This is a genomic window from Dankookia rubra (assembly GCF_004355005.1).
Classification (GTDB): domain Bacteria; phylum Pseudomonadota; class Alphaproteobacteria; order Acetobacterales; family Acetobacteraceae; genus Paracraurococcus; species Paracraurococcus ruber_A.
Genome location: NZ_SMSJ01000008.1, coordinates 117,595 through 135,961 on the forward strand (window position 1 = coordinate 117,595; position 18,367 = coordinate 135,961).

General features: G+C 69.7%; 19 protein-coding genes, 1 tRNA gene and 2 pseudogenes. 4 read left to right on the plus strand and 18 right to left on the minus strand.

Translation table 11 applies throughout. From position 1 onward, the window contains the following. Positions 1–123: 123 nt before the first annotated feature. The 12 genes and pseudogenes from panE to E2C06_RS09580 form a co-directional block, all read right to left on the minus strand. Positions 124–1,065, minus strand: coding sequence for a 2-dehydropantoate 2-reductase (panE, locus tag E2C06_RS09525; protein WP_133288411.1), 942 nt, complete (start codon positions 1,063–1,065; stop codon positions 124–126). Between the two features lie 45 nt (positions 1,066–1,110). Further along, positions 1,111–1,820 (minus strand): annotated as a pseudogene (locus E2C06_RS09530) (IS5 family transposase); the annotation flags it as partial. A 117-nt stretch (positions 1,821–1,937) separates the two neighbouring features. Further along, positions 1,938–3,551, minus strand: a complete 1,614-nt coding sequence (locus tag E2C06_RS09535) for a peptide chain release factor 3 (RefSeq protein WP_133288365.1) — start codon at positions 3,549–3,551, stop codon at positions 1,938–1,940. 73 nt (positions 3,552–3,624) lie between these two features. Continuing rightward, the gene (locus tag E2C06_RS09540; protein WP_133288366.1) at positions 3,625–4,113 is read right to left on the minus strand and encodes a VOC family protein; all 489 of its coding nucleotides are present in this window, start codon (positions 4,111–4,113) and stop codon (positions 3,625–3,627) included. 238 nt (positions 4,114–4,351) lie between these two features. Beyond that, positions 4,352–4,948, minus strand: a complete 597-nt coding sequence (locus E2C06_RS09545; protein WP_133288367.1) for a glutathione S-transferase N-terminal domain-containing protein — start codon at positions 4,946–4,948, stop codon at positions 4,352–4,354. Between the two features lie 81 nt (positions 4,949–5,029). After that, positions 5,030–5,818 (minus strand): ABC transporter ATP-binding protein, encoded by a 789-nt coding sequence (locus tag E2C06_RS09550; protein WP_133288368.1) that lies wholly within the window; start codon positions 5,816–5,818, stop codon positions 5,030–5,032. Next, the gene (locus tag E2C06_RS09555; protein WP_133288369.1) at positions 5,815–6,822 is read right to left on the minus strand and encodes a taurine ABC transporter substrate-binding protein; all 1,008 of its coding nucleotides are present in this window, start codon (positions 6,820–6,822) and stop codon (positions 5,815–5,817) included. The genes E2C06_RS09550 and E2C06_RS09555 overlap by 4 nt, the downstream gene beginning before the upstream one ends. Before the next feature lie 22 nt (positions 6,823–6,844). Beyond that, complete coding sequence (locus E2C06_RS09560) at positions 6,845–7,612, minus strand: ABC transporter permease (protein ID WP_133288370.1); 768 nt, start codon at positions 7,610–7,612, stop codon at positions 6,845–6,847. Beyond that, the gene (locus tag E2C06_RS09565; protein WP_133288371.1) at positions 7,612–8,439 is read right to left on the minus strand and encodes an ABC transporter permease; all 828 of its coding nucleotides are present in this window, start codon (positions 8,437–8,439) and stop codon (positions 7,612–7,614) included. The genes E2C06_RS09560 and E2C06_RS09565 overlap by 1 nt, the downstream gene beginning before the upstream one ends. Positions 8,440–8,482: 43 nt before the next feature. Continuing rightward, positions 8,483–9,352: a polysaccharide deacetylase family protein gene (locus tag E2C06_RS09570; RefSeq protein ID WP_133288372.1), complete on the minus strand. Its 870-nt coding sequence runs from the start codon at positions 9,350–9,352 to the stop codon at positions 8,483–8,485. Between the two features lie 127 nt (positions 9,353–9,479). After that, positions 9,480–10,361: an RNA polymerase sigma factor RpoH gene (gene rpoH, locus E2C06_RS09575; RefSeq protein WP_193560444.1), complete on the minus strand. Its 882-nt coding sequence runs from the start codon at positions 10,359–10,361 to the stop codon at positions 9,480–9,482. 231 nt (positions 10,362–10,592) lie between these two features. Beyond that, complete coding sequence (locus E2C06_RS09580) at positions 10,593–11,618, minus strand: RluA family pseudouridine synthase (protein WP_133288373.1); 1,026 nt, start codon at positions 11,616–11,618, stop codon at positions 10,593–10,595. On the opposite strand from E2C06_RS09580, the gene E2C06_RS09585 reads away from it, so the two are divergent. From E2C06_RS09585 to E2C06_RS09595, 3 genes are all read left to right on the plus strand, one after another. Next, a complete protein-coding gene (locus tag E2C06_RS09585) occupies positions 11,587–11,862 on the plus strand; it encodes a DUF6476 family protein (protein WP_133288374.1) in 276 nt (91 codons plus the stop codon). The genes E2C06_RS09580 and E2C06_RS09585 overlap by 32 nt on opposite strands. Further along, on the plus strand, positions 11,862–12,041 hold the full coding sequence (locus E2C06_RS09590; RefSeq protein WP_133288375.1) for a DUF2256 domain-containing protein: 180 nt from the start codon (positions 11,862–11,864) through the stop codon (positions 12,039–12,041). Before E2C06_RS09585 ends, E2C06_RS09590 begins: the two co-directional genes overlap by 1 nt. A 43-nt stretch (positions 12,042–12,084) precedes the next feature. Continuing rightward, a tRNA-Glu gene (locus E2C06_RS09595) sits at positions 12,085–12,160 on the plus strand. A gap of 58 nt (positions 12,161–12,218) precedes the next feature. Here E2C06_RS09595 and E2C06_RS09600 read toward each other — a convergent pair. After that, positions 12,219–12,923: a Bug family tripartite tricarboxylate transporter substrate binding protein gene (locus tag E2C06_RS09600; protein ID WP_133288376.1), complete on the minus strand. Its 705-nt coding sequence runs from the start codon at positions 12,921–12,923 to the stop codon at positions 12,219–12,221. On the opposite strand from E2C06_RS09600, the pseudogene E2C06_RS09605 reads away from it, so the two are divergent. Then, a pseudogene (locus tag E2C06_RS09605) lies at positions 12,886–13,278 on the plus strand (IS66 family transposase); the annotation flags it as partial. The gene E2C06_RS09600 and the pseudogene E2C06_RS09605 overlap by 38 nt on opposite strands. A 57-nt stretch (positions 13,279–13,335) precedes the next feature. Here the strand turns inward: E2C06_RS09605 and E2C06_RS09610 are convergent. The 5 genes from E2C06_RS09610 to E2C06_RS09630 all read right to left on the minus strand — a co-directional run bounded on the left by E2C06_RS09610 (position 13,336) and on the right by E2C06_RS09630 (position 18,197). Beyond that, complete coding sequence (locus tag E2C06_RS09610; RefSeq protein ID WP_133288377.1) at positions 13,336–13,560, minus strand: hypothetical protein; 225 nt, start codon at positions 13,558–13,560, stop codon at positions 13,336–13,338. A 205-nt stretch (positions 13,561–13,765) separates the two neighbouring features. After that, on the minus strand, positions 13,766–13,978 hold the full coding sequence (locus E2C06_RS09615) for a hypothetical protein (RefSeq protein ID WP_133288378.1): 213 nt from the start codon (positions 13,976–13,978) through the stop codon (positions 13,766–13,768). 2 nt (positions 13,979–13,980) lie between these two features. Next, a complete protein-coding gene (locus E2C06_RS09620) occupies positions 13,981–14,427 on the minus strand; it encodes a DUF5681 domain-containing protein (protein WP_241671198.1) in 447 nt (148 codons plus the stop codon). Between the two features lie 477 nt (positions 14,428–14,904). Then, positions 14,905–17,856, minus strand: a complete 2,952-nt coding sequence (locus tag E2C06_RS09625; RefSeq protein WP_133288380.1) for a DUF927 domain-containing protein — start codon at positions 17,854–17,856, stop codon at positions 14,905–14,907. Continuing rightward, entirely contained in the window at positions 17,856–18,197 is a 342-nt protein-coding gene (locus E2C06_RS09630; protein WP_133288381.1) for a hypothetical protein, read from the minus strand. Before E2C06_RS09630 ends, E2C06_RS09625 begins: the two co-directional genes overlap by 1 nt. Positions 18,198–18,367 lie beyond the last annotated feature (170 nt).

The window sequence follows — 18,367 nt, forward strand, 5'->3', positions numbered from 1 at the left end:
TTCATCCGCATCGAAGTATGGACGGTGGCGACAACGATGGCGCCGCGGTCAACCTGTGGGCCGAGGCGAAGCGCATCTGGCTCGCGGGGTCTGTCCGGAAGGGCAGATAGCCGCCCGGGCGCGCTACTGTGCCGCGGCCTCCCGTTTGCGGCGCGCGTCATAGGTGCCGACATGACACCGTGCGAGCCGCAGGATGGGCGTGCCGACAACACCCAGCGTCTCGGCCCGCTGCATCATGTCGCCCAGGACGTGCTCACCCTCGGCGGGAGCCTCGCGCTCGATGTCGCGCAGCATCGAGGCGGTCAGAAGCGACCCCTCCTTCGTCAACATGCCCGTGACGGCATCGACGAAGGCGGGACGGGACGCGTGCCCGGCGGCTTCTGCGACGGCCCGGCACTCGCCGAACAGCGACAGGATCGCGTCCCGGCCGCCGGGCGAGGCGAGGATGTCGCCGATAGTCCCGCGCATCAGACAGGATACGCCGGCCAGGGTGGCCAGCATGACCCATTTTTCCCACATTTCCCGCAAGATCTGATCGCTTGCGCGCGGCAAAAACGTCGCACCGTCGCACATCGACAGAATGGCCCGCACGCGAGCGGAGAGGCCGCCGGAAACCTCGCCGAAGATCAGTTGATGATCCGGCCCCAAGCGATGAATGACCTGTCCCTCCGGACCGAGGGTGGCAGGTATCTGCGCGACGCCGCCCAGCACGTGTTCCGGACCGAAGCGGGCAGCGAGCAGATCGAGATGCCGCATGCCGTTCAGGACCGGGAGAATAGCGGTCCCGGCCCCGATCACGGGCGCGATGTCGTCCATCGCGGCATCCAGCGAGTATGCCTTCACCGCAAGGAGGATGAGGTCGTAGGGACCGCCCAGGTTGCCTGCCTGGACGGTGCGAGGGTTGACGTGGGCATTGCCGTGCAGGCTGTCGATGCGCAGTCCCATGCGCGCGATCTGTTCGGCGCGTCGATGCCGCACCAGGAAGGTCACGTCGCGTCCGGCCTCGACCAGCCTGCCGCCGAAATAGCCGCCCAAAGCCCCTGCACCGACAACCAGGACCCGCATGACGTCCTCCCCAAAGTTCAATTCTCTAAGTTCTGCGGAGAGGTACCGCAACCTGAGGGCGGTTGCGGCGGGGGTGACGATGGCGAGGTCGTTCCGCGCGGTCTTCTCGGGGCGGGCGGCGACGCGGCGGAACTGCCTGGGCCGGGAAACGCAACACCCGACCAGGGGCCGCTCCTCGGAGAGCGTCCTGTCGGGTTGTTGCTTGGTGGCGCGCGACGGCTTGTCGGGGATGGCGGCGACCGCACCCGCCCTGGTGGTGGCAGCGCGGAAGGCGTTGGGGTCGGAAGCAGCATCGGCCAGGACCGCCGCTGGCCGATCGGTGCCGAGCGGCGCCGGCGCCTGCGGGACGTCGCCGCGCTGGCCTGAGGTCAGGATGATGCGGACGGGACAGCCGAGGCCACGGACAACAAGGCGGATCCTGGTGCCCGGGCCGACGCGGGAGCGGCCGATGGCCTGATCCTCGGACCCTTCCTGGCGCCTGCCGCTTGCCGGTGCGCCCGCAGGATGGCGCTGTCGATGACCAGGTACCCGAAGTCGGGGTCGTCAGACATGGCGGCGAAGACCCGCCGGCAGATCCCCTTGGCGCTCCAGCGGCTGAACCGGCGGCAGACGCTGTTCCCGCCGCCGAGGACCGCCGGCAGGTCGTGCCAGGGCGAGCCGGTGCGGGCGATCCACGGCACCCCCTCGACGAACATGCGGTTGTCCCGCCTGGGCGAGCCGCGTGTCCGCTCATCCCCGGTCCTGTCGGCGGCCATCCGCTCGCATGGGTCGTCCCGCAGGATCAGCCGATCCAGCACACCCGTCCGCCGTCTCGAAGGAAGCAGCTTTGAATCACGGCATCAGCCAGTGGGAATCCCGAGAGCCCACACGACCTAACGCTTCATCTGCTCCAGCCCATGCTGCTCGCGCACCGCGTGGAAGCGCAGCGCGGGCCATTCCTCCTCGGCTCGCTTGCGGCGCCAGTCGGAGCCGAAGAAGGCGACCAGCTCGCCGTCATGGTCCTCCCCGGTATCGCGCCGGTTGGCCTGGGCGAAGCGGTCGATCGCCGTGCGGTCGTCGCTGGTGACCCAGCGCATCATCGACCACATGGTGTCCTGGAAGCGGGCGGGGACGCCGTATTCCACCTTCAGCCGGGACTGCAGCACGTCGAGCTGCAGCTGGCCGACCACGCCGACCACGGGGAGCGAGCCGTCGAGCGGGCGGAAGAGCTGCACCACGCCCTCCTCGGCGAGCTGGTCGAGCGCGGTCTTCAGCTTCTTCGCCAGCATCGGGTCTTCCAGCTGGACGTGCCGCAGGATCTCCGGCGCGAATGAGGGGACGCCGCGGAAGTTCAGCTCCTCCCCCTCGGTCAGCGTGTCGCCGATGCGGAGCGTGCCATGGTTGGCGACGCCGACCACGTCGCCCGGCCAGGCTTCCTCGGCGACCTGGCGGTCCTTGGCAAAGAAGAAGAGCGGCGCGTTGACCGGCACCTGCTTGCCCGTCCGCACCTGCTTGAGGCGCATGCCCTTGGTCAGCTTGCCGGAGCAGAGCCGGACGAAGGCGACGCGGTCCCGGTGGTTCGGGTCCATGTTGGCCTGCACCTTGAAGACGAAGCCGGTCAGTTTCTCCTCGCCCGGCAGAACCTCCCGCGGGTCGCCGGCCCGGGCGCCGGGCGGCGGGGCGTAGCGGGCGAGGCCGTCCAGCAGGTGGCCGACGCCGAAGTCGCGCAACGCGCTGCCGAAGAAGACCGGGGTCATGTGGCCCTCGCGGAAGGCCTCGAGGTCGAAGACCTTGAGGCCGGCCTCGGCCAGCATCGCTTCCTCGCGCAGCATCAGCGCGCGCTCGGCCCCGACCAGCTCATCCAGCCGCGGGTCGTCGATGTCGTCGAGCGGGATGGAGCCGGCATCGTCGGCATCGACGGGCAGGAAATGCTTGTCGAGCAGGTCCCAGGTGCCGGCGAATTCGGAGGCGCGGCCGACCGGCCAGGCGACCGGGGCGGCGTCGAGCGCCAGGGTCTGCTCGATCTCGTCGATCAGCTCGAAGGGGTCGCGCGCCTCGCGGTCCATCTTGTTGACGAAGGTGATGATCGGGATGTCGCGCATCCGGCAGACCTCGAAGAGCTTGCGGGTCTGGCTCTCGATGCCCTTGGCGGCGTCCAGCACCATCACCGCGGCATCGACCGCGGTCAGGGTGCGGTAGGTGTCCTCGGAGAAGTCCTCGTGGCCCGGCGTATCCAAAAGGTTGAAGACCAGCCCGCCGCGCTCAAAGGTCATCACACTGGTCGCGACCGAGATGCCGCGGTCCTGCTCGATCTTCATCCAGTCGGATCGGGTGCGGCGCGCATTGCCCTTGGCACGCACGGCGCCGGCCAGCTGGATGGCGCCGCCCTTGAGCAGCAGCTTCTCCGTCAGCGTTGTCTTGCCGGCGTCCGGATGGGCGATGATGGCGAAGGTCCGGCGCCGCGCCGCTTCGGCGGCGACCGGCGACGGGGCGACGAGGGCGTCCACGGGCGGTGTCTCTGATCTGGGGATGTTGCCGCAGATGTAGGCGCCCCGAGGCCGGAAGACCAGGGAAAGCGGGTCAGCGCAGCTCCGCCAGCAGCGCCTGCAGGTCGAAGCGGCGGTTGCCCATGGCCAGGTTGCCGGCGGCGTCGCGCGGCCATTCCACCCGCGGCCGGTCGCGGTAGAGCTCGACCCCGTTGCCGTCGGGGTCGCGCAGGTAGATCGCCTCGGAGACGCCGTGGTCGGAGGCGCCTTCCAGCTCGATCCCGGCCTCGACCACCCGCAGCAGGGCGGCGGCCAGGGCCTTCCGGTCGGGGTAGACCAGGGCGACGTGGTAGAGGCCGGTAGTGCCGCGCGGCGGGGGCGGGCCGCCGGCGCTCTCCCAGGTGTTGAGGGCGATATGGTGGTGGTAGCCGCCGGCCGAGAGGAACACCGCCTGGTTGCCCATGCGCTGGGTGATCTCGAAGCCGAGAACGCCGTGCCAGAAGGCCAGCGCTCGGTCGAGGTCGGCGACCTTCAGGTGGACATGGCCGATACGGGCTTCGGGATGGATGGGAACGTCGGGCATGGGGCGGCTCCGTTGGTGGGGCGGAGCATGCGGCGGGGCGGGGCAGGGCGCCAATCGGGAATGACAATGGGCGGTATGGGCCGGAGAAATGAGAGGAAGATTGGGGAGGGAAAAGTATTCCCCCCCCAAGCCCCACTCTTCCTTTTTGTGAGTCTGGCACTCGCCGCGTGGCGGCTGCCAGACTCACAAAAATAGAGGAGGGGCCAGGGAGGATACTTCCTCCCTGGCCTTGCCTTCTTCAGGCCGGCGGCGCGGTGCGGGCCATGGCCGGCAGCACCGCGACCTTGGCGTGCCAGGCTTCCAGCTTCGGGTGGCCCGGCCGCCAGGGCTCGTTGGCATAGCGGAAATCCAGGTACCCGAGGGCGCAGGCGATCGTCACCTCGCCGATCGTGGACAGCATGCCGAGGCTGCCGGCCTCCGCTTCCAGCGCGTCCAGCGCGCGGGTGACCTTGGCCTGCTGGGTGGCGATGTAGTCGCGGCGGCCCTCATCCAGCGGCAGGGCCAGCTCCCGCCGGCGCGGCTGGGTGGCGTCGAGGATGCCGTCGCCGAGGGCTTCCTGGCGCTTGGCATTCCAGCGGGCCGGGCCGGGTGCCGGGAAGAGCTTCGGCGCGCCGCCAATGCTGTCGAGGTATTCGCAGATGACCGGGCTGTCGTAGAGCACCATGCCGTCGTCGGTGACCAGCGTCGGCACCTTCGAGAGCGGGTTCAAGGCAGCGACCGCCGGATCCGCGGCGGGAATGGTCCAGAGCTCGACCTGCCCATCGATGCCGCGGAGGATCGCGGCGGCGAGGCACTTGCGGACATAGGGGCTGTTCGGCGAATAAGCGAGCTTCATGGCGTCGTTTCCTCCTGCAGGGGCAGAACTGTCCCCCGCCCGTGGAACGACGACAAGTCGGGCATCGCCCGGAAGCGCGCCTCACGCGTCATGCTGCATGCCCCAGATCAGCGACAGCACGCGCTCCCGCGCCCTGATGAAGTCGGGGCTGCTCTTCACCGCGCGGATGTCGGCGGCCGATTCGTCGCGGGCGAAGGGCAGAGGGATGCGCTCGACGATGCGGCCGGGGCGGGGGGACATGACCACGACCTCGGTGCCGAGATAGACCGCTTCCTCGACGCTGTGGGTGATGAAGACCACGGTCATGCCGGTGCGGCGCCAGACGGCGTGCAACTCCTCCTGCATGTGCTCGCGCGTCAGGGCATCGAGGGCGCCGAAGGGCTCGTCCATCAGCAGCACGAGGGGCTCGTTGCAGAGCGCCCGGGCGATGGCGAGCCGCTGCTGCATGCCGCCCGAGAGTTCGTAGGGATAGCGGTCGCGGAACTCCCAGAGTCCCGTGGTGCGCAGCCAGCGCTCGACGCGCGCCTTCGCCTCGGCGGGGTTCTCGCCGCGCATGCGCGGGCCGAAGCCGGCATTGGCGGCGACGCTCATCCAGGGAAAGAGCGTCGGTTGCTGGAAGACCACGCCGCGCTCCGGCGCCGGCCCGGTCACCGGCTTGCCGGCGAGCGAGACCGCGCCGCCGGTGGGGGCCAGGAAGCCGGCCAGCGTCTGCATCATCGTGGTCTTGCCGCAGCCGGACGGCCCGACGATGCAGACGAAGTCGCCGCGGGCGAAGCTGAGGTCGGCGCGCTCCAGGGCGAGCACCGAGCCGGCGCCCTCCCCGTAGCGGACCGAAACTTCGTCGAAGCGGACGAAGCCCGGTTCGCTCACGCCACCGCCTTCTGCAGGAAGCTGGAGTTGAGCGCGCTGCCGAAGGCGCCGACCGCGGGCGCCGAGCGGATCGAGCGCTGCTCGACCAGGAAGTCGGCGGTGCCCTTCAGCACCTCGGCGAACCTGCCGGGCTTGCCGGGGGTGCCGAGCCAGGCTTCGCCGGTCTGGGCGGCCAGGTCGACGAAGTCGTAGGCCTTCATCTCGGCCATGGCGGTCTCCGGCGTCACGCCGGCCTGCTGGGCGACGAGCTTCGCCGCCTCCTCGGGGCTGCCGCGCCACATGGCCAGCGCCCGGCCATAGGCCTTGAGGAAGCCGACCACCGAATCCGGATGCGACTTGGCGAAGTCGTTGTGGACGATGATGACGTCGGCGATGGCGTAGCCGGCCTTGTCGAGCTTGTCCCAGGTGGTGAAGGGGGTGCCGCCGGCCTCGATGATCTTGCTCTTGGCCGGGGCCCAGACATAGGCGGCGTCGATCTCGCCCTTCGACCAGGCGGCCTGGATGGCGGCCGGCTTCATGTCGAGCACGGTGACGTCGCGCTGGGTGAGGCCATTGGTCTTGAGGAAGCCGAGCAGGCGGAAATGGCTGGTCGAGCCGAAGGGCGTCGCCACCTTCTTGCCCTTGAAGTCGGCGGGGGTCCTGATGTTCGCCGCGGTGCGGACGGTCATCTCCTCGGCCGGGCCGATATTGTCGACCAGGCCGACCACCTGGAAGGGCAGCCCCTGGGCGATGCCGGCGGCGGTGGCGACCGACCCGGTGGCGAGGCCGATGTCGCAGGAGCCGCCGACCATCGCGGTGTTGATCTCGGCGCCGCTGCCGTATTCGGTCCAGGTGATCGGCGCGCCGACGCCCTCGGCGAACCAGCCCTGGCCCTTGGCGATCATGGTCGGCTTGGCCTCGGTGAAGAAGCCGACATTGGCCTTGGCCGGGGCGGCGTGGGCGCGGAAGGCGAAGAGCGGCAGCGTCGCGGCGGCGAGCGCGGAACGGCGGGTGAGCTGGGGCATCGTGGTCTCCTCATGCGGGGATTCAGCGGCCGGCCCAGTGGACGACCCGGCGTTCCAGCAGCAGCAGCAGCCGGTCGATCAGGATGCCGGTCAGGCCGATCACCAGGATGCCGACAAAGGCATAGTCGGAGCGCAGGAAGCGCCCGGCATCGAGGATCATCCAGCCGATGCCGTTGCTGCCGGCGATGATCTCGGAGGCGATGAGCGTGCCGTAGACGATGCCGAGCGCGAGGCGGGCGCCGGTCAGGATCTCCGGCAATGCGCTGGGCGCCACGACGTGCCAGAAGACCTGCCCGCGCGAGGCGCCGAGCGACTGCGCCATGCGGAGGCGCTCGGGGGGGATGTTGCGGACGCCGTCGCGCGCGGCGATGGCGGCGACCGGCAGGGCGGCGAGGAAGAGCATGGTGATCTTGCTGGCTTCGCCGATGCCGAGCCAGACGATCAGCAGCACGAGATAGGCGAGCTGCGGCAGGGGGCGGAGGAATTCGACGAAGGGCGCCGCCGCGGCGTCGAGCCGGCGCGAGGTGCCCATGGCGAGGCCGAGCACCGTGCCGGCGAGCGCGCCGGTCAGGAAGCCGGCGCCGACGCGCAGCAGGCTCATGCCGAGGTGCTCGGCCATGGTGCGGCCCTTGTAGCCGTCCTCCATCAGCTCGGAGAATCCGAGCCATAGGTCGCGCGGCCCGGGCAGGAAGAGGTCGCGGACCAGGCCGTTGGTGGTGACGAAGACCCAGGCGCCGAGGACGAGCGCGACCGAGAGGGCGGTGACGAGGAAGCCGGGGACGCGCCGCATCAGTCCCGCCCGCGCCAATGGACGATCCGCCGGTCGAGCGCCCGCAGCCCCCAGGCGAGTGCGACGCCGAGCAGGCCGAGTACCAGGATGCAGAGGATGATGACGTCGTTGCGGAGGAAATGGCTGGCCGAGATGACCATCCAGCCGAGACCGTCGCTGGCGGCCATGAGTTCCGCCGAGACCACGGTCGAGAAGGCGGCGGCCAGCGCGATCTGCAGCCCCGTGAAGATCATCGGCGCGGCGGAGGGCAGCACGACGTGGCGGAAGATCTGGGATGGAGAGGCGCCGAGCGCCTCGGCCGCCTGGATGCGCTGGCGGCGGACGCCGTTGATGCCGGCGGCGCTGGCGGCGACGACGATCGGGAAGGCGGTCAGGAAGAGCAGCGCGGTCTTCGAGGCATCGCCGGTGCCGAGCCATAGGATCAGCAGGATCATGTAGGAGAGCGGCGGCAGCGGCCGGAGGAACTGGATGATCCAGTCGATCGCCGCGCCGACCAGCCGGTTGCGGCCCATCCAGAGGCCGAGCGGCACGCCGGTGATCACCGCCAGGCCGAAGCCGCCCGCCAGCCGCCCGAGGGTCGAGAGGATGTTGCCGAGCAGGGTGGTACCCCGGTAGCCGTCGCGCAGGATCTCGACCGCCGCCGCCCAGACCTGGGCCGGGGAGGGGAGCAGGTCGGCTGCTATCAACCGGCCGCCCGAGATCGCCCACCAGACCAGCAGCATGGCCGCGACGGAGGCAGCGCCATAGGCCGGGCGCGGCAGCGCGGCGCGGGGCCGGCGCGGGATGGTCGGGGCCGCGGCCGGCAGGGTCATGGGGAGATCGGGCATCGGGCCTTGTCGCTGAGGCGGCTGGCCCGAAGGTTAGCAACGCCTATGCCAGGGGTGGGGGCCAAAATGGCTGGACGGCGCGGTAGCCGATCGGCGTGACGCCGGCCGCCCCGCACCAATCCTCGATGGCGCCTTCCGCCAGCAGCGCGTGCTCCCGCATCCGCCATCCCGCATGCTCGGGCGCGATCGCCTCGATGTCGCCCGGCGTCGCGCAATGCAGGGCGAGGTGGGTGACCCCCTCAGGCAGGGTCTCGACCATGTGGCGGTAGGCGGCTCGGGTCTGCTCCGCCGGCACGGCCAGGGTGCCGCGGAGGCCGTCCGGCAGCGGCAGGCCGGCGGCATCCAGCGCAGCGACGGCTTGCTCATACGCGACCGGGTCCGGGGCGAAGCGGATCCGCCGCGGCAGCACCGGCACCATGCCGTGCTCGCGCGCCAGGGCGACGTGGCAGCCCAGCAGTTCCGGCAGCATGGCGCCGGCCATGTGGGCATCGCAATGCGACGGCCGCAAACCGGCGGCGAGGGCGATCTCCACTTGCGCCCGCAACTCCGCCTCGGCCGCCTCCGGCACCAAGTGCCGCCGCAGCGCGTCGAGGTCGCGCCAGAAATAGCCGTCATCGTCGATCAGGCCGGAGGCGCGGCTGCGGGTCGAGACCGGCGCCCAGCGGTAGTACCGCCACTCGCTGGTCAGCGTCAGGTGGATGCCGAGGTCGAGCCCCGGGTCGGCGGCGCCGGCCTCGGCGATTTCGCGGAACCAGGGGCAGGGCACCATGACCGAGCCGCAGGTGACCTGCCCGCGCGCCGCGAGGCCGAGGAAGGCCCGGTTGCCGGCATGGCACATGCCGAGATCGTCGACGTGCAGGATGGCGGCGCGCGCAAGCCCGAGCCGGCGCGCCAGCGGCGAGGAATCCATCATGCCGCGGAAGATGGGGCGGCGGCCAAGGGTGTCGAGCGGCTCAATTGCAAAGGGGGAGGCCGAAGCCTCCCCCTTCTTGATCCGGACATGGGCGCTGCGGGTCGGACCCGCTCGCCTGAGCCTTCGGCTAGACCGCGAGCCTGCGCTCGACGATCTGCGTCTTCATGCTCTTCTGCAACTTCTCGAAGGCGCGCACCTCGATCTGGCGCACGCGCTCGCGGCTGATGTTGTACTGCTGGCTGAGCTCCTCGAGCGTCGTCGGCTCGTCCTTCAGGCGCCGCTCGATCAGGATGTGGCGCTCCCGCTCGTTCAGCGTCTTCAGGGCCTCGCCCAGCAGCATCCGCCGGTTGCCGATATCCTCGCGGTCGGCGAGCTCGGACTCCTGCGTCTCCTGCTCGTCGACCAGCCAGTCCTGCCACTCGCCCTCGCTGTCCGCACGCACCGGCGCGTTCAGCGAATGGTCGGGGGAGGCCAGGCGGCGGTTCATCGAGACCACGTCCTGTTCCGGCACCGCGAGCACCCGGGCGATCTTCTCCACCTGCTCAGGCTTCAGGTCACCGTCCTCGAGGGCCGCCATCTGGCCCTTCAAGCGCCTGAGATTGAAAAAGAGCTTTTTCTGCGCCGCCGTCGTCCCCATCTTCACCAGCGACCAGCTGTGGAGGATGTATTCCTGGATGGCGGCACGGATCCACCACATGGCATAGGTGGCCAGGCGGAAGCCGCGGTCCGGATCGAACCGCTTCACCGCCTGCATCATGCCCACATTGCCCTCGGAGATGAGCTCGCCGACCGGCAGCCCATAGCCGCGGTAGCCCATGGCAATCTTGGCCACAAGCCGGAGATGGCTGGTGACAAGCTTGTGGGCCGCGCGCTCGTCGCCCTCGTCGCGCCAACGCTTGGCGAGCGACAGCTCCTCGTCGGGCGAGAGCATGGGGAATTTGCGAATCTCCTGCAGATAGCGGGAGAGGTTGCCCTCTGGGGCAATCGGAATGACCGAGCTGGAAGCCATAGGGTCCATCTGCCTCCTGCGCGCGAAGGGCCACCCCGTGACGGCGGGGCCCTGTCCGCGAACGATCCTGGCATTTCGAACGTCACGCGGGCCCACCCGACCGCGCCAGCCCCGGTCACGACGGGGCGAGATTGGCGGGAAGGGCTTGTTCGGCACCCGATGACGCTGCCTTGGCACGGTTTGTACCGTTCCCAGTCCCCGCTGTCCAGAAAAACCGAGTATCGGGGTTGGTTACTCCCCGTTACCTGACAGCAATCCGAGAAGGGCTGCGAAATCCGCCGGCGGCGGGACGGAGAAGCTCAGCGCCCGACCGGTGACGGGGTGGCGGAAGCCCAGTGTCGCCGCGTGAAGCGCCTGGCGGGGAAAGCTGAGCAGGGCCTGGCGAACCGGCTCCGCCAGGCTGCGTGACGCCGCGGGCGTGCGGCGAAGATAGACCGGATCTCCCACCACTGGGTTGCCGATCTCGGCAAGGTGAACGCGGATCTGGTGGGTCCGGCCGGTGGCAAGCCGGCAGCGCAGCAGGGTGCAGCCGCCGCCCCAGGCCCGTTCGGTGACGTAGCGGGTCAGGGCGTGCTTGCCGCCGCGCTCGACCACCGCCATCCGCTTGCGGTCGATCGGGTGGCGGCCGATGGCGGCCTCGATCTCCCCGGCCGGTGGATCGGGCAGGCCCCAGACCAAGGCCAGGTACTCGCGGTCGAGGTCGCGGGTGGCGAAGGCTTCCGACAGCGCGCGGTGGGCGCGCTCGGTCTTCGCCACGACCATGACGCCGGAGGTGTCCTTGTCGAGCCGGTGGACGATGCCCGGCCGCTTCTCCCCGCCGATGCCCGGCAGGTCCTCCCCCGCATGCGCCAGCAGGGCGTTCACCAGCGTGCCGTCCAAGTTGCCGGGGGCGGGGTGGACGACGAGGCCGGCCGGCTTGTCGAGCACGATCAGGTCGGCGTCCTCGAACAGGATGGCCAGCGGGATGTCCTGCGGCAGCGGCAGGGCGGAGACGGCGCCGGGGATCGTCAGGCTGTAGGTGCTGCCGGGACGCACCGGGTCGGCGGCGTCGCGCAGCGGCTTGCCGTCCCGCGTCGCGGCGCCGGCGGCGATCAGCGCCTTGACGCGGGAGCGCGAGAGCGAACCTATCGCCTCCGCGAGGAAGCGGTCGGCCCGGAGGCCGGCCTGCCCGGGCGCCGCGACCAGGGTGACGGTCTCGGCGGCGGTGGATTCAGGGGGATGGCCGGTGCGTGCGCTCAAGATACTCGTCGTCGTCATGGGGGTGCTGATCGTCGGCGGCACCCTGGCCCTGGTGATGATCCTCGTCCAGCGGGTTGGCGGCGGTAGCGGCAGCGGGCGGTGGGAGACCGCGCTGGAGCAGCCGGAGGGCACGCGCATCACCGGCATCGCCGCGACCGAGAGCGGGATCGGCGTGCTGGTGACGCGGCCGGACGGCGAGCGGGTGCTGCTGGTCGAGCCGAAGCGCGGCAGGGTGGTCGGCGAGATCCGGCCGGGCCGCTGATGGCGCACTGGAAGGCCATGCTGCCGGAGAAGACCTGCGCCGCCTGCGGCCGCAGCTTCGCCTGGCGGAAGAAGTGGGCGCGGGACTGGGAGAGCGTGCGCTACTGCTCCGAGGCCTGCCGGGACGGGCGCTACGACGCGGCGCGCCGCGCGGGCGGAAAACCGGCCAAGGGTGCTTGACCCCCTGGCGGGCGGGCCCTAGAAGCCCGCCACGCCGCCTTTAGTCCCCTTCGTCTAGAGGCCTAGGACACCGCCCTCTCACGGCGGTAACAGGGGTTCGAATCCCCTAGGGGACGCCAGCGTTTTCAGTGGGTTAGATGTAGCCAAGCGCGTCATCTCCAATCCCATCTCCAATACTCACTCTGACACGGCATGATGCGCAGTGGGATGGTTGCTCCCAGGGGAGGAGCCTCCATAGCTGCGGCGGAACCTAGTGGTGCACTTCAGACGGACGGTATCCACCGTCGCCGTCCGGAAGGCTCCGACGGCTGACGTTCTGATGTGATAGCTCCGCCCGCCGGACAGGCCTCGCGTCCCAGGCTGCCGTCCCAGCGGCCCGTCCGCATGTTCCTGGCCGGCGGGCGGGCTACTCCGCCTTCGCGCAGAGACGCGGACAACCTCCGCCCAGACAGGACGCTCCTGCGCCAGCCGCGCCGCGACCTCCTTCGGGGTGGAGCCGAGCAGCCGCGCGCCCATGCCGAGCGCGCGCTGCTCCAGCCCCGGGTCGACGTAGAGGCCGCGGATTGTCTCGACCAGCCGGTCAATGACCGACCGCGGCGTGCCGGCGGGGGCGGCCCACATGTGCCAGGAGGTGATCTCGAAGCCGTCTATCCCTGCCTCCGCCGTGGTCGGCACCTCGGGCCGGGTCGGCCGCCGTTCGGCACTGGCAATCGCTAGGGCGCGTATGCGCCCCTTCCGGATCACCGGGACGTAGCTGGCGAGGATGTCCACTGCGTAGTGGACGTCGCCCGCCAGCATGGCCGGGATGGTCTGCGCCGCGCCGCGGAAGGGTAGGTGCGTCGCAGCGAAGCCGGCACGCGCCGCCTCCGTCGTGCGCGCCATGATGGCCGGGCCCCGCCCCGCGGTCTGGCTCTCGAATCGCTACGCGGCGCAGCAGGGCCACGGCTTGGCCCAGCAGACCTGCCTGTGCGAGCTGACGCGGGTGCTGCAAGCGAAGCTGTGGCGAGCGCGCGACCAGCTTCTGACCTTTGTGGATTGGCCCGGCCGGGTCGAGGCGACGAACAACGCCTGCGAGCGCGACCTCCGCCCCGCCGTGATCCAGCGCAAGGTCACCAACGGCTATCGCGCGATGTGCGCCGCTCAGGGCGAGGCGGACGTGCGCACCGTGGTCGCCACCGCGTGCCTCGCGCCAAACACCAGCGTCTTTGGCACCATCCTGACGACTGTCACGGCCTGACCGCTACGCCGCACAAGTCAGGGGGGGTTAATTACACCAGCCGTGCTCCCAGCCGCATCACGCCAACATCTCCGCCACCACCCGCAGCGCATCCTCGGCCTGCGTTCGCCGTGCCATTGTGCTGGACGGGTCCGCCAGCGCCCGCATCTCGGCGTCGCGCCACGCCTCCACGTCGCTCATCACCCTGGCCTCCAACTCGGCCTCCGTCAGCTTTGAGAGGTCCGGCAGCGGCATGGCCCGCTCCAGGGCGTCCACCCGGCGGGCGATAGCTCGGCCGCTCACGCAGCCCATGTCCTGGCGCCGGTACAGTCCTGCTCCAACATGCACGAAAACAACGTGATCTTCGCCCCCGGAGGTGCGCCGGCCGTGCCGAACGTGCTGGTCAGGGCAGCCGCGACATCCTCGCCCGGTTTCAGGAACAGACAGAATCTCTCGCCGGGTTGGCCCGCCTTTGCCTCCAGCATGAACAGCCGGCGGGACAAGTCCCTCATGGGTCCACCCCATCATCGTCCGCACGGTCAATGCCGGCCACCACCAGCACGACGCGAGCGCTTTGGGACGGGCCTTTGGTGCTGAACCTGCGACGCATGGCGGCTTCGGCCAACTCGCCACTTTGTCTGATGGCGAAGATCACTCCGCCCACCGCTTCATTCCGCTCCATCGTCGCGACCCGCTCGGCCAGGCTGCTCAGGCCGGTCATGCTCAGCCTTGCGCCTCCAGCGCCGCAATGCGCGCCTCCAAATTTAGTGTTTCGATGGCCCGGCGCTGTGCTTCGATCACCGCGGCGACGGCGCCGGCTTCCTCCGGGGACAGGGTGCCCTCGGCCATCGCGGCAGCTGTCGCCGCCAGCGCCGCCGACACATCCGCCGCCGTGTTCAGCGCCGGCAGGTCCAGCGCCACCGGGCGGCCTTTTCGCTGCGGCCAGAGCCGGGACAGCAGGATTTCTGCGGCCCGCATGTCGCCGGCGCGTGCTGCACCCACCACCGCGCGCATCACCTCGTAGGCGTTGTCGGCCCCGATGGCGTCGAGTGCGAGCAACGCTTCATGTCGGGCACCACGCGGGCGGCCTGCGGGGTTACCCGATCCGCCGGGTTGCCATCGGCCAGCGTGATCCCGGCCTGTTGTTTCAGGCACTTCGGAATCAGTCATCGATCAGCCCTCACAGATCAGCCCTCGCATATCCGGCTCGGTCGCAGCTCACTATCAAGGCGTCCACCTCGGCCCAATCATCGGCCGCAACATCGCACGGCGGCGCTCCTACGTTGGGTGCCTCCCAGGCCGTCCAAGCAACTTCTACCCATCGCAGCAGCCAGGCCGCACGGGCCGCCATCACGTCCAATGAATCGCTTGCTGACTCCGCTTGACCGGAAGGGGAGGACTCAAGCCCGCGCACATCCCCGCCACAGCTCTGCGCCGCCTCCCCAGCGGCCGCGGGTTTGATGCGGCGCATCCGCTCGCGCCATCGCGTCGGCGACCAAGCCTAATTCCCGGCTTGCTCTCCCCACCTCTGGTCGGATGGTCTCGGATGGTCGGATTTAGCGAGGAGATCCGCGGACTTTGGCTCGATCCGACCCGCAACAGGGCGGTCGGATCTTTTGGATACCGCCGCCCCAATGGCACGCCGGGTCATTCGAGAATGCTCCCGGCCACCAAATAGACCCGTACCTGGCGGCCCTCGCCCGGTATCCATTCCTTGCGGGCTAAGTTCTTGCCATCTCCGCCGATGAGCAGCCCGGCCCGTAATAGGGCGCGAGCTGCATTCGCGGGATCAAGGCCGGCGCACACCTCTGCCCGCCACACTTCCGGCAGGAACAGGAAGCGCCAGCCCTCGTCCTCCCGCTTCGGGCGGAGGCGCCAGCCGGCCCGATTCGGCACCGGCCGCCCGTCCCCCTCCATGATCCGCCGGCCTTGATCGCGTCCGATCACCCCAAACCGTGCCTCCCCGTGGCGCTCAATAAACGCCCGCACCGCCTGCACTGCCGCGCCATCCTCGCCGCTGGTGGCACTGCCCTGGTCGGACAGCCAGGCGGCAAGGCCAGCAGCGGCGGCGCGGGTTGCCTCGCCCGCCGGCCAGGGCAGCACTTCCATATCCGTCGCCATCTCGCCGGCCGCCGCTACCAGCGCGAAGCGAGCCGCCACGGAGCGGACTTGGTCGGGAGCATCGGCCGGAAGATGCGAACCGAGGAAGGCTTGCCGGGACTCCCCCACCGCCGCCCGTAACCCGGCTTCGTCAGAGGTTCGCGCCTCCGCCAGCCGGGCGAGAAAGGCCCGTGCCGCCGTGCCGTAATGCCGCCGCATGGTCTCATGGATCGTGCGCCAGAGGCCGGCACGATCTGCGGCATTGTGGAGTGCCGGCCACATCGTCGCGGCCTCCGCCGCGAAGCGCAGCGCTGGCAGTCGCACCTCTGCGCCAGCCCGCATTCCCTTGCCCGCCTCCGCCGCTTTCTGTGCCGGCGTCACCTCCCCGGTCGAGAGGATCAGCACGCGCCAGCTCCGCCGTGCGCGGGCGGTGGCGTCAGCCCGCAGCCGGCCTTTCCCACCCTCATTGCCTGCCTGATAGATTGCTGTTTCCAGCTCGCGCGGATCCGCCTGCGAAATTTCGTCCAGGGCCAGCAGCCCGTCAGACGCTTCCTCAAGCGCTGCCTCCATGGCGTTCGCAGTGCTGCGCCAGTCCCGCAGCGCGCCGCGCTTGTCGGGCAATCCCCACACGGACACGCCCATCTGCACCGCGGTGGTTTTGCCGGTCTTTGAAGGCCCCGCCATGTGAAAGCCGCCGGACGGTTCTCCCGCGATTTCAAGAAGCGGTCCGGCAAAGGCTGCGGCGATGGAGAAGGCCGCGGCTGGGTTGCCCACCGCCCTTGCCGCCACCTCGGCTTGCCAGCCTTCCAGGGTGCCAACCATGCGGCAGCGCGCCGCCAACTCGGGCGAGGCATTGTCCAAGATGACCGGCTCGGCCGCTGGCCCGATCATAGTCCCGTCAGGGAGGACATAGGTAGGCGCGCCGCCGCCGGGCGGAAGGTGCCAGCCGCAGCGTGTCACCCGCCGAACCCGTGCCGTCGTCTTGATGCCGGCCAGCGCATCCCGCAGCGCTAGCCGGTCGCCCGGATCGGGCGAGACAAACAGCCCTCCCTCATACAGCCGAGTTTCGAGCGCGCCAGGCTCGGCATGGATCAACCGGCCGGGAACTAGCTCGCGGTGCGGTGCGCCGTCATCGTCACCCCATTCGAGCACGAGGCCCCATCCGCGGTTGGTCGTGTCGCGCGTCTTGCCCAGCACCGCAAAGGGGCCGGCAATGCGCCTGCTGCCATCCTCCGCCTCACGGAACAACCCGGCCTTCCGCATGACAAAGCCGGGCGGCCAGCGCACCTGCGTACCACACCGCGGCGGATCGACCTCGGTAGGCGTGGCCTCCATAGCTACGGCATCGTCCAGGGCATCGAACGCTTCGCGCTCCTCCGCCCGCCGCCGCCGCACTTCCTCGCGTCGCAGCTTGTCGAGTGTGGTCACGCCAACGCCCGGCAATTCGGCGGCCAGTACGGTGCGGGCTGCGGCATAGGCGGCGCCGTTTAGATTGGCGGCGCGTTCTACTACGGCCTGCACCTCCTCCGCCGATAGCACCGGTTGCTGTGCTGGTGGCGCATCCTCCGCCGGTTGCGCCTCTGCTGCAGCGAGCATGGCTGCCAGCATGTCGGGCAGCACTCCTCCTGGCAGCGGATCCGCCAGGTCCCAGCCATCCGGCCATTCGGCCGGCACTTGCACCACCGCTACGCTTGCCGCAACAGCCATGCTGGCGGCCTTTGCTATCACTGCCGCGGCCTTCCTGCCTGCCGCGTCGTTGTCGGGCCACATGGTCACGCTACGGCCTGCCAGGGGCATCCAATCGGCCTTGCCGACCGCGTTGCTGCCACCCGGCCAAGTCATCGCCACGTGGTCGGGGAACAGAGCCGCCGCGGCATCCGCAGCCTTCTCACCCTCGACTAGCAGCACAGGCGCGCTCGGACGCGCGGCGAGGCGGTCCAAACCATATAGCGGACAAGGGGCCAAAGGTGCCTTGAAATGCCAGCCAACGCGCCCGGCATAAGTGCCGTAAGTGTACGGTAGGATTTCCTTCGTGGGCTTGCCGTGCCGGTTCAACAGCGGCGTGCCATCGGCGTTCTTCGCATCGAAGCGTGCCACCGCGAACAGCGGGCGACGTTCGACATCACGATAGATCCAGCGCCGCGCTGCCGCACCGTGCCGGCTGTGTCGGATGGCGACAGCCTCGGGAGGTTGACTGGGCGCCGGCAATTGCGGCTGCCAGACCCCCGTGGGTGGCGTCGCTGCGCTGAGGGCAGGACCGGTGAACGGGTGCGCGACTTCTGCCGAAGTGAGTAAAGCGAACGGATTGAGGAGCGCGTTCATTGCCGGCAGCGCTTCGCCCGAAGAATCCTTGCGACTGTTCTCTACCTCGCGCTCCGCCTCGGCAGCCCAAATTTCCTCCCAGTCCGCCGCACTCAGCAAGTTGTCAGCTTCGGCGCCGAACATGGCGTCAAGCGCCGCCGCCTTGGAATCGGCGTCCTGCTCTGGAACAGCGCCCATCACCAGCCGCCTCCGACCTTAATGTCAAGCATTCGCGCGAGATTGCGTGCAGCCTCCGCCTGCCCGATGCCGGCCACTGCCGCTGCCAGACTCACGGGATCGCCTCCACCCTGCCCAGCGGCGAAATCGGCCCAGCGGCCGGTACGAAGGTTCACTTTGCAGGATTGGCCGGCCTCTCCACGTAGGTTGCCGCACACCCATTCGGCCCCGATTCGCCGGCCGCCTGGCAGCCACCGCCTGCACAGCGGTTCGAGATGCGGCAGCGCCACGCGGTTCACCGCGGCGAAGTCAATAGTTGTGCGGCGAAAGCGTGCATGTCGGAGGCGATTGCTGGCGATCATCGGGCGGCCTCCATGTCGCCCCACGTGGCCAGCGCCGCGGTGGTCACCGGGAAGATCGTCAGCGCAACAGCGCAGCCGATGCAGATCGGGGAGAGGTCAGCCGTGTGCGTATGGCTCTTGATGTGCAGAGGGTTCAAAACCCCAACTCCAATGTGAGCCGAGGAGGCTGC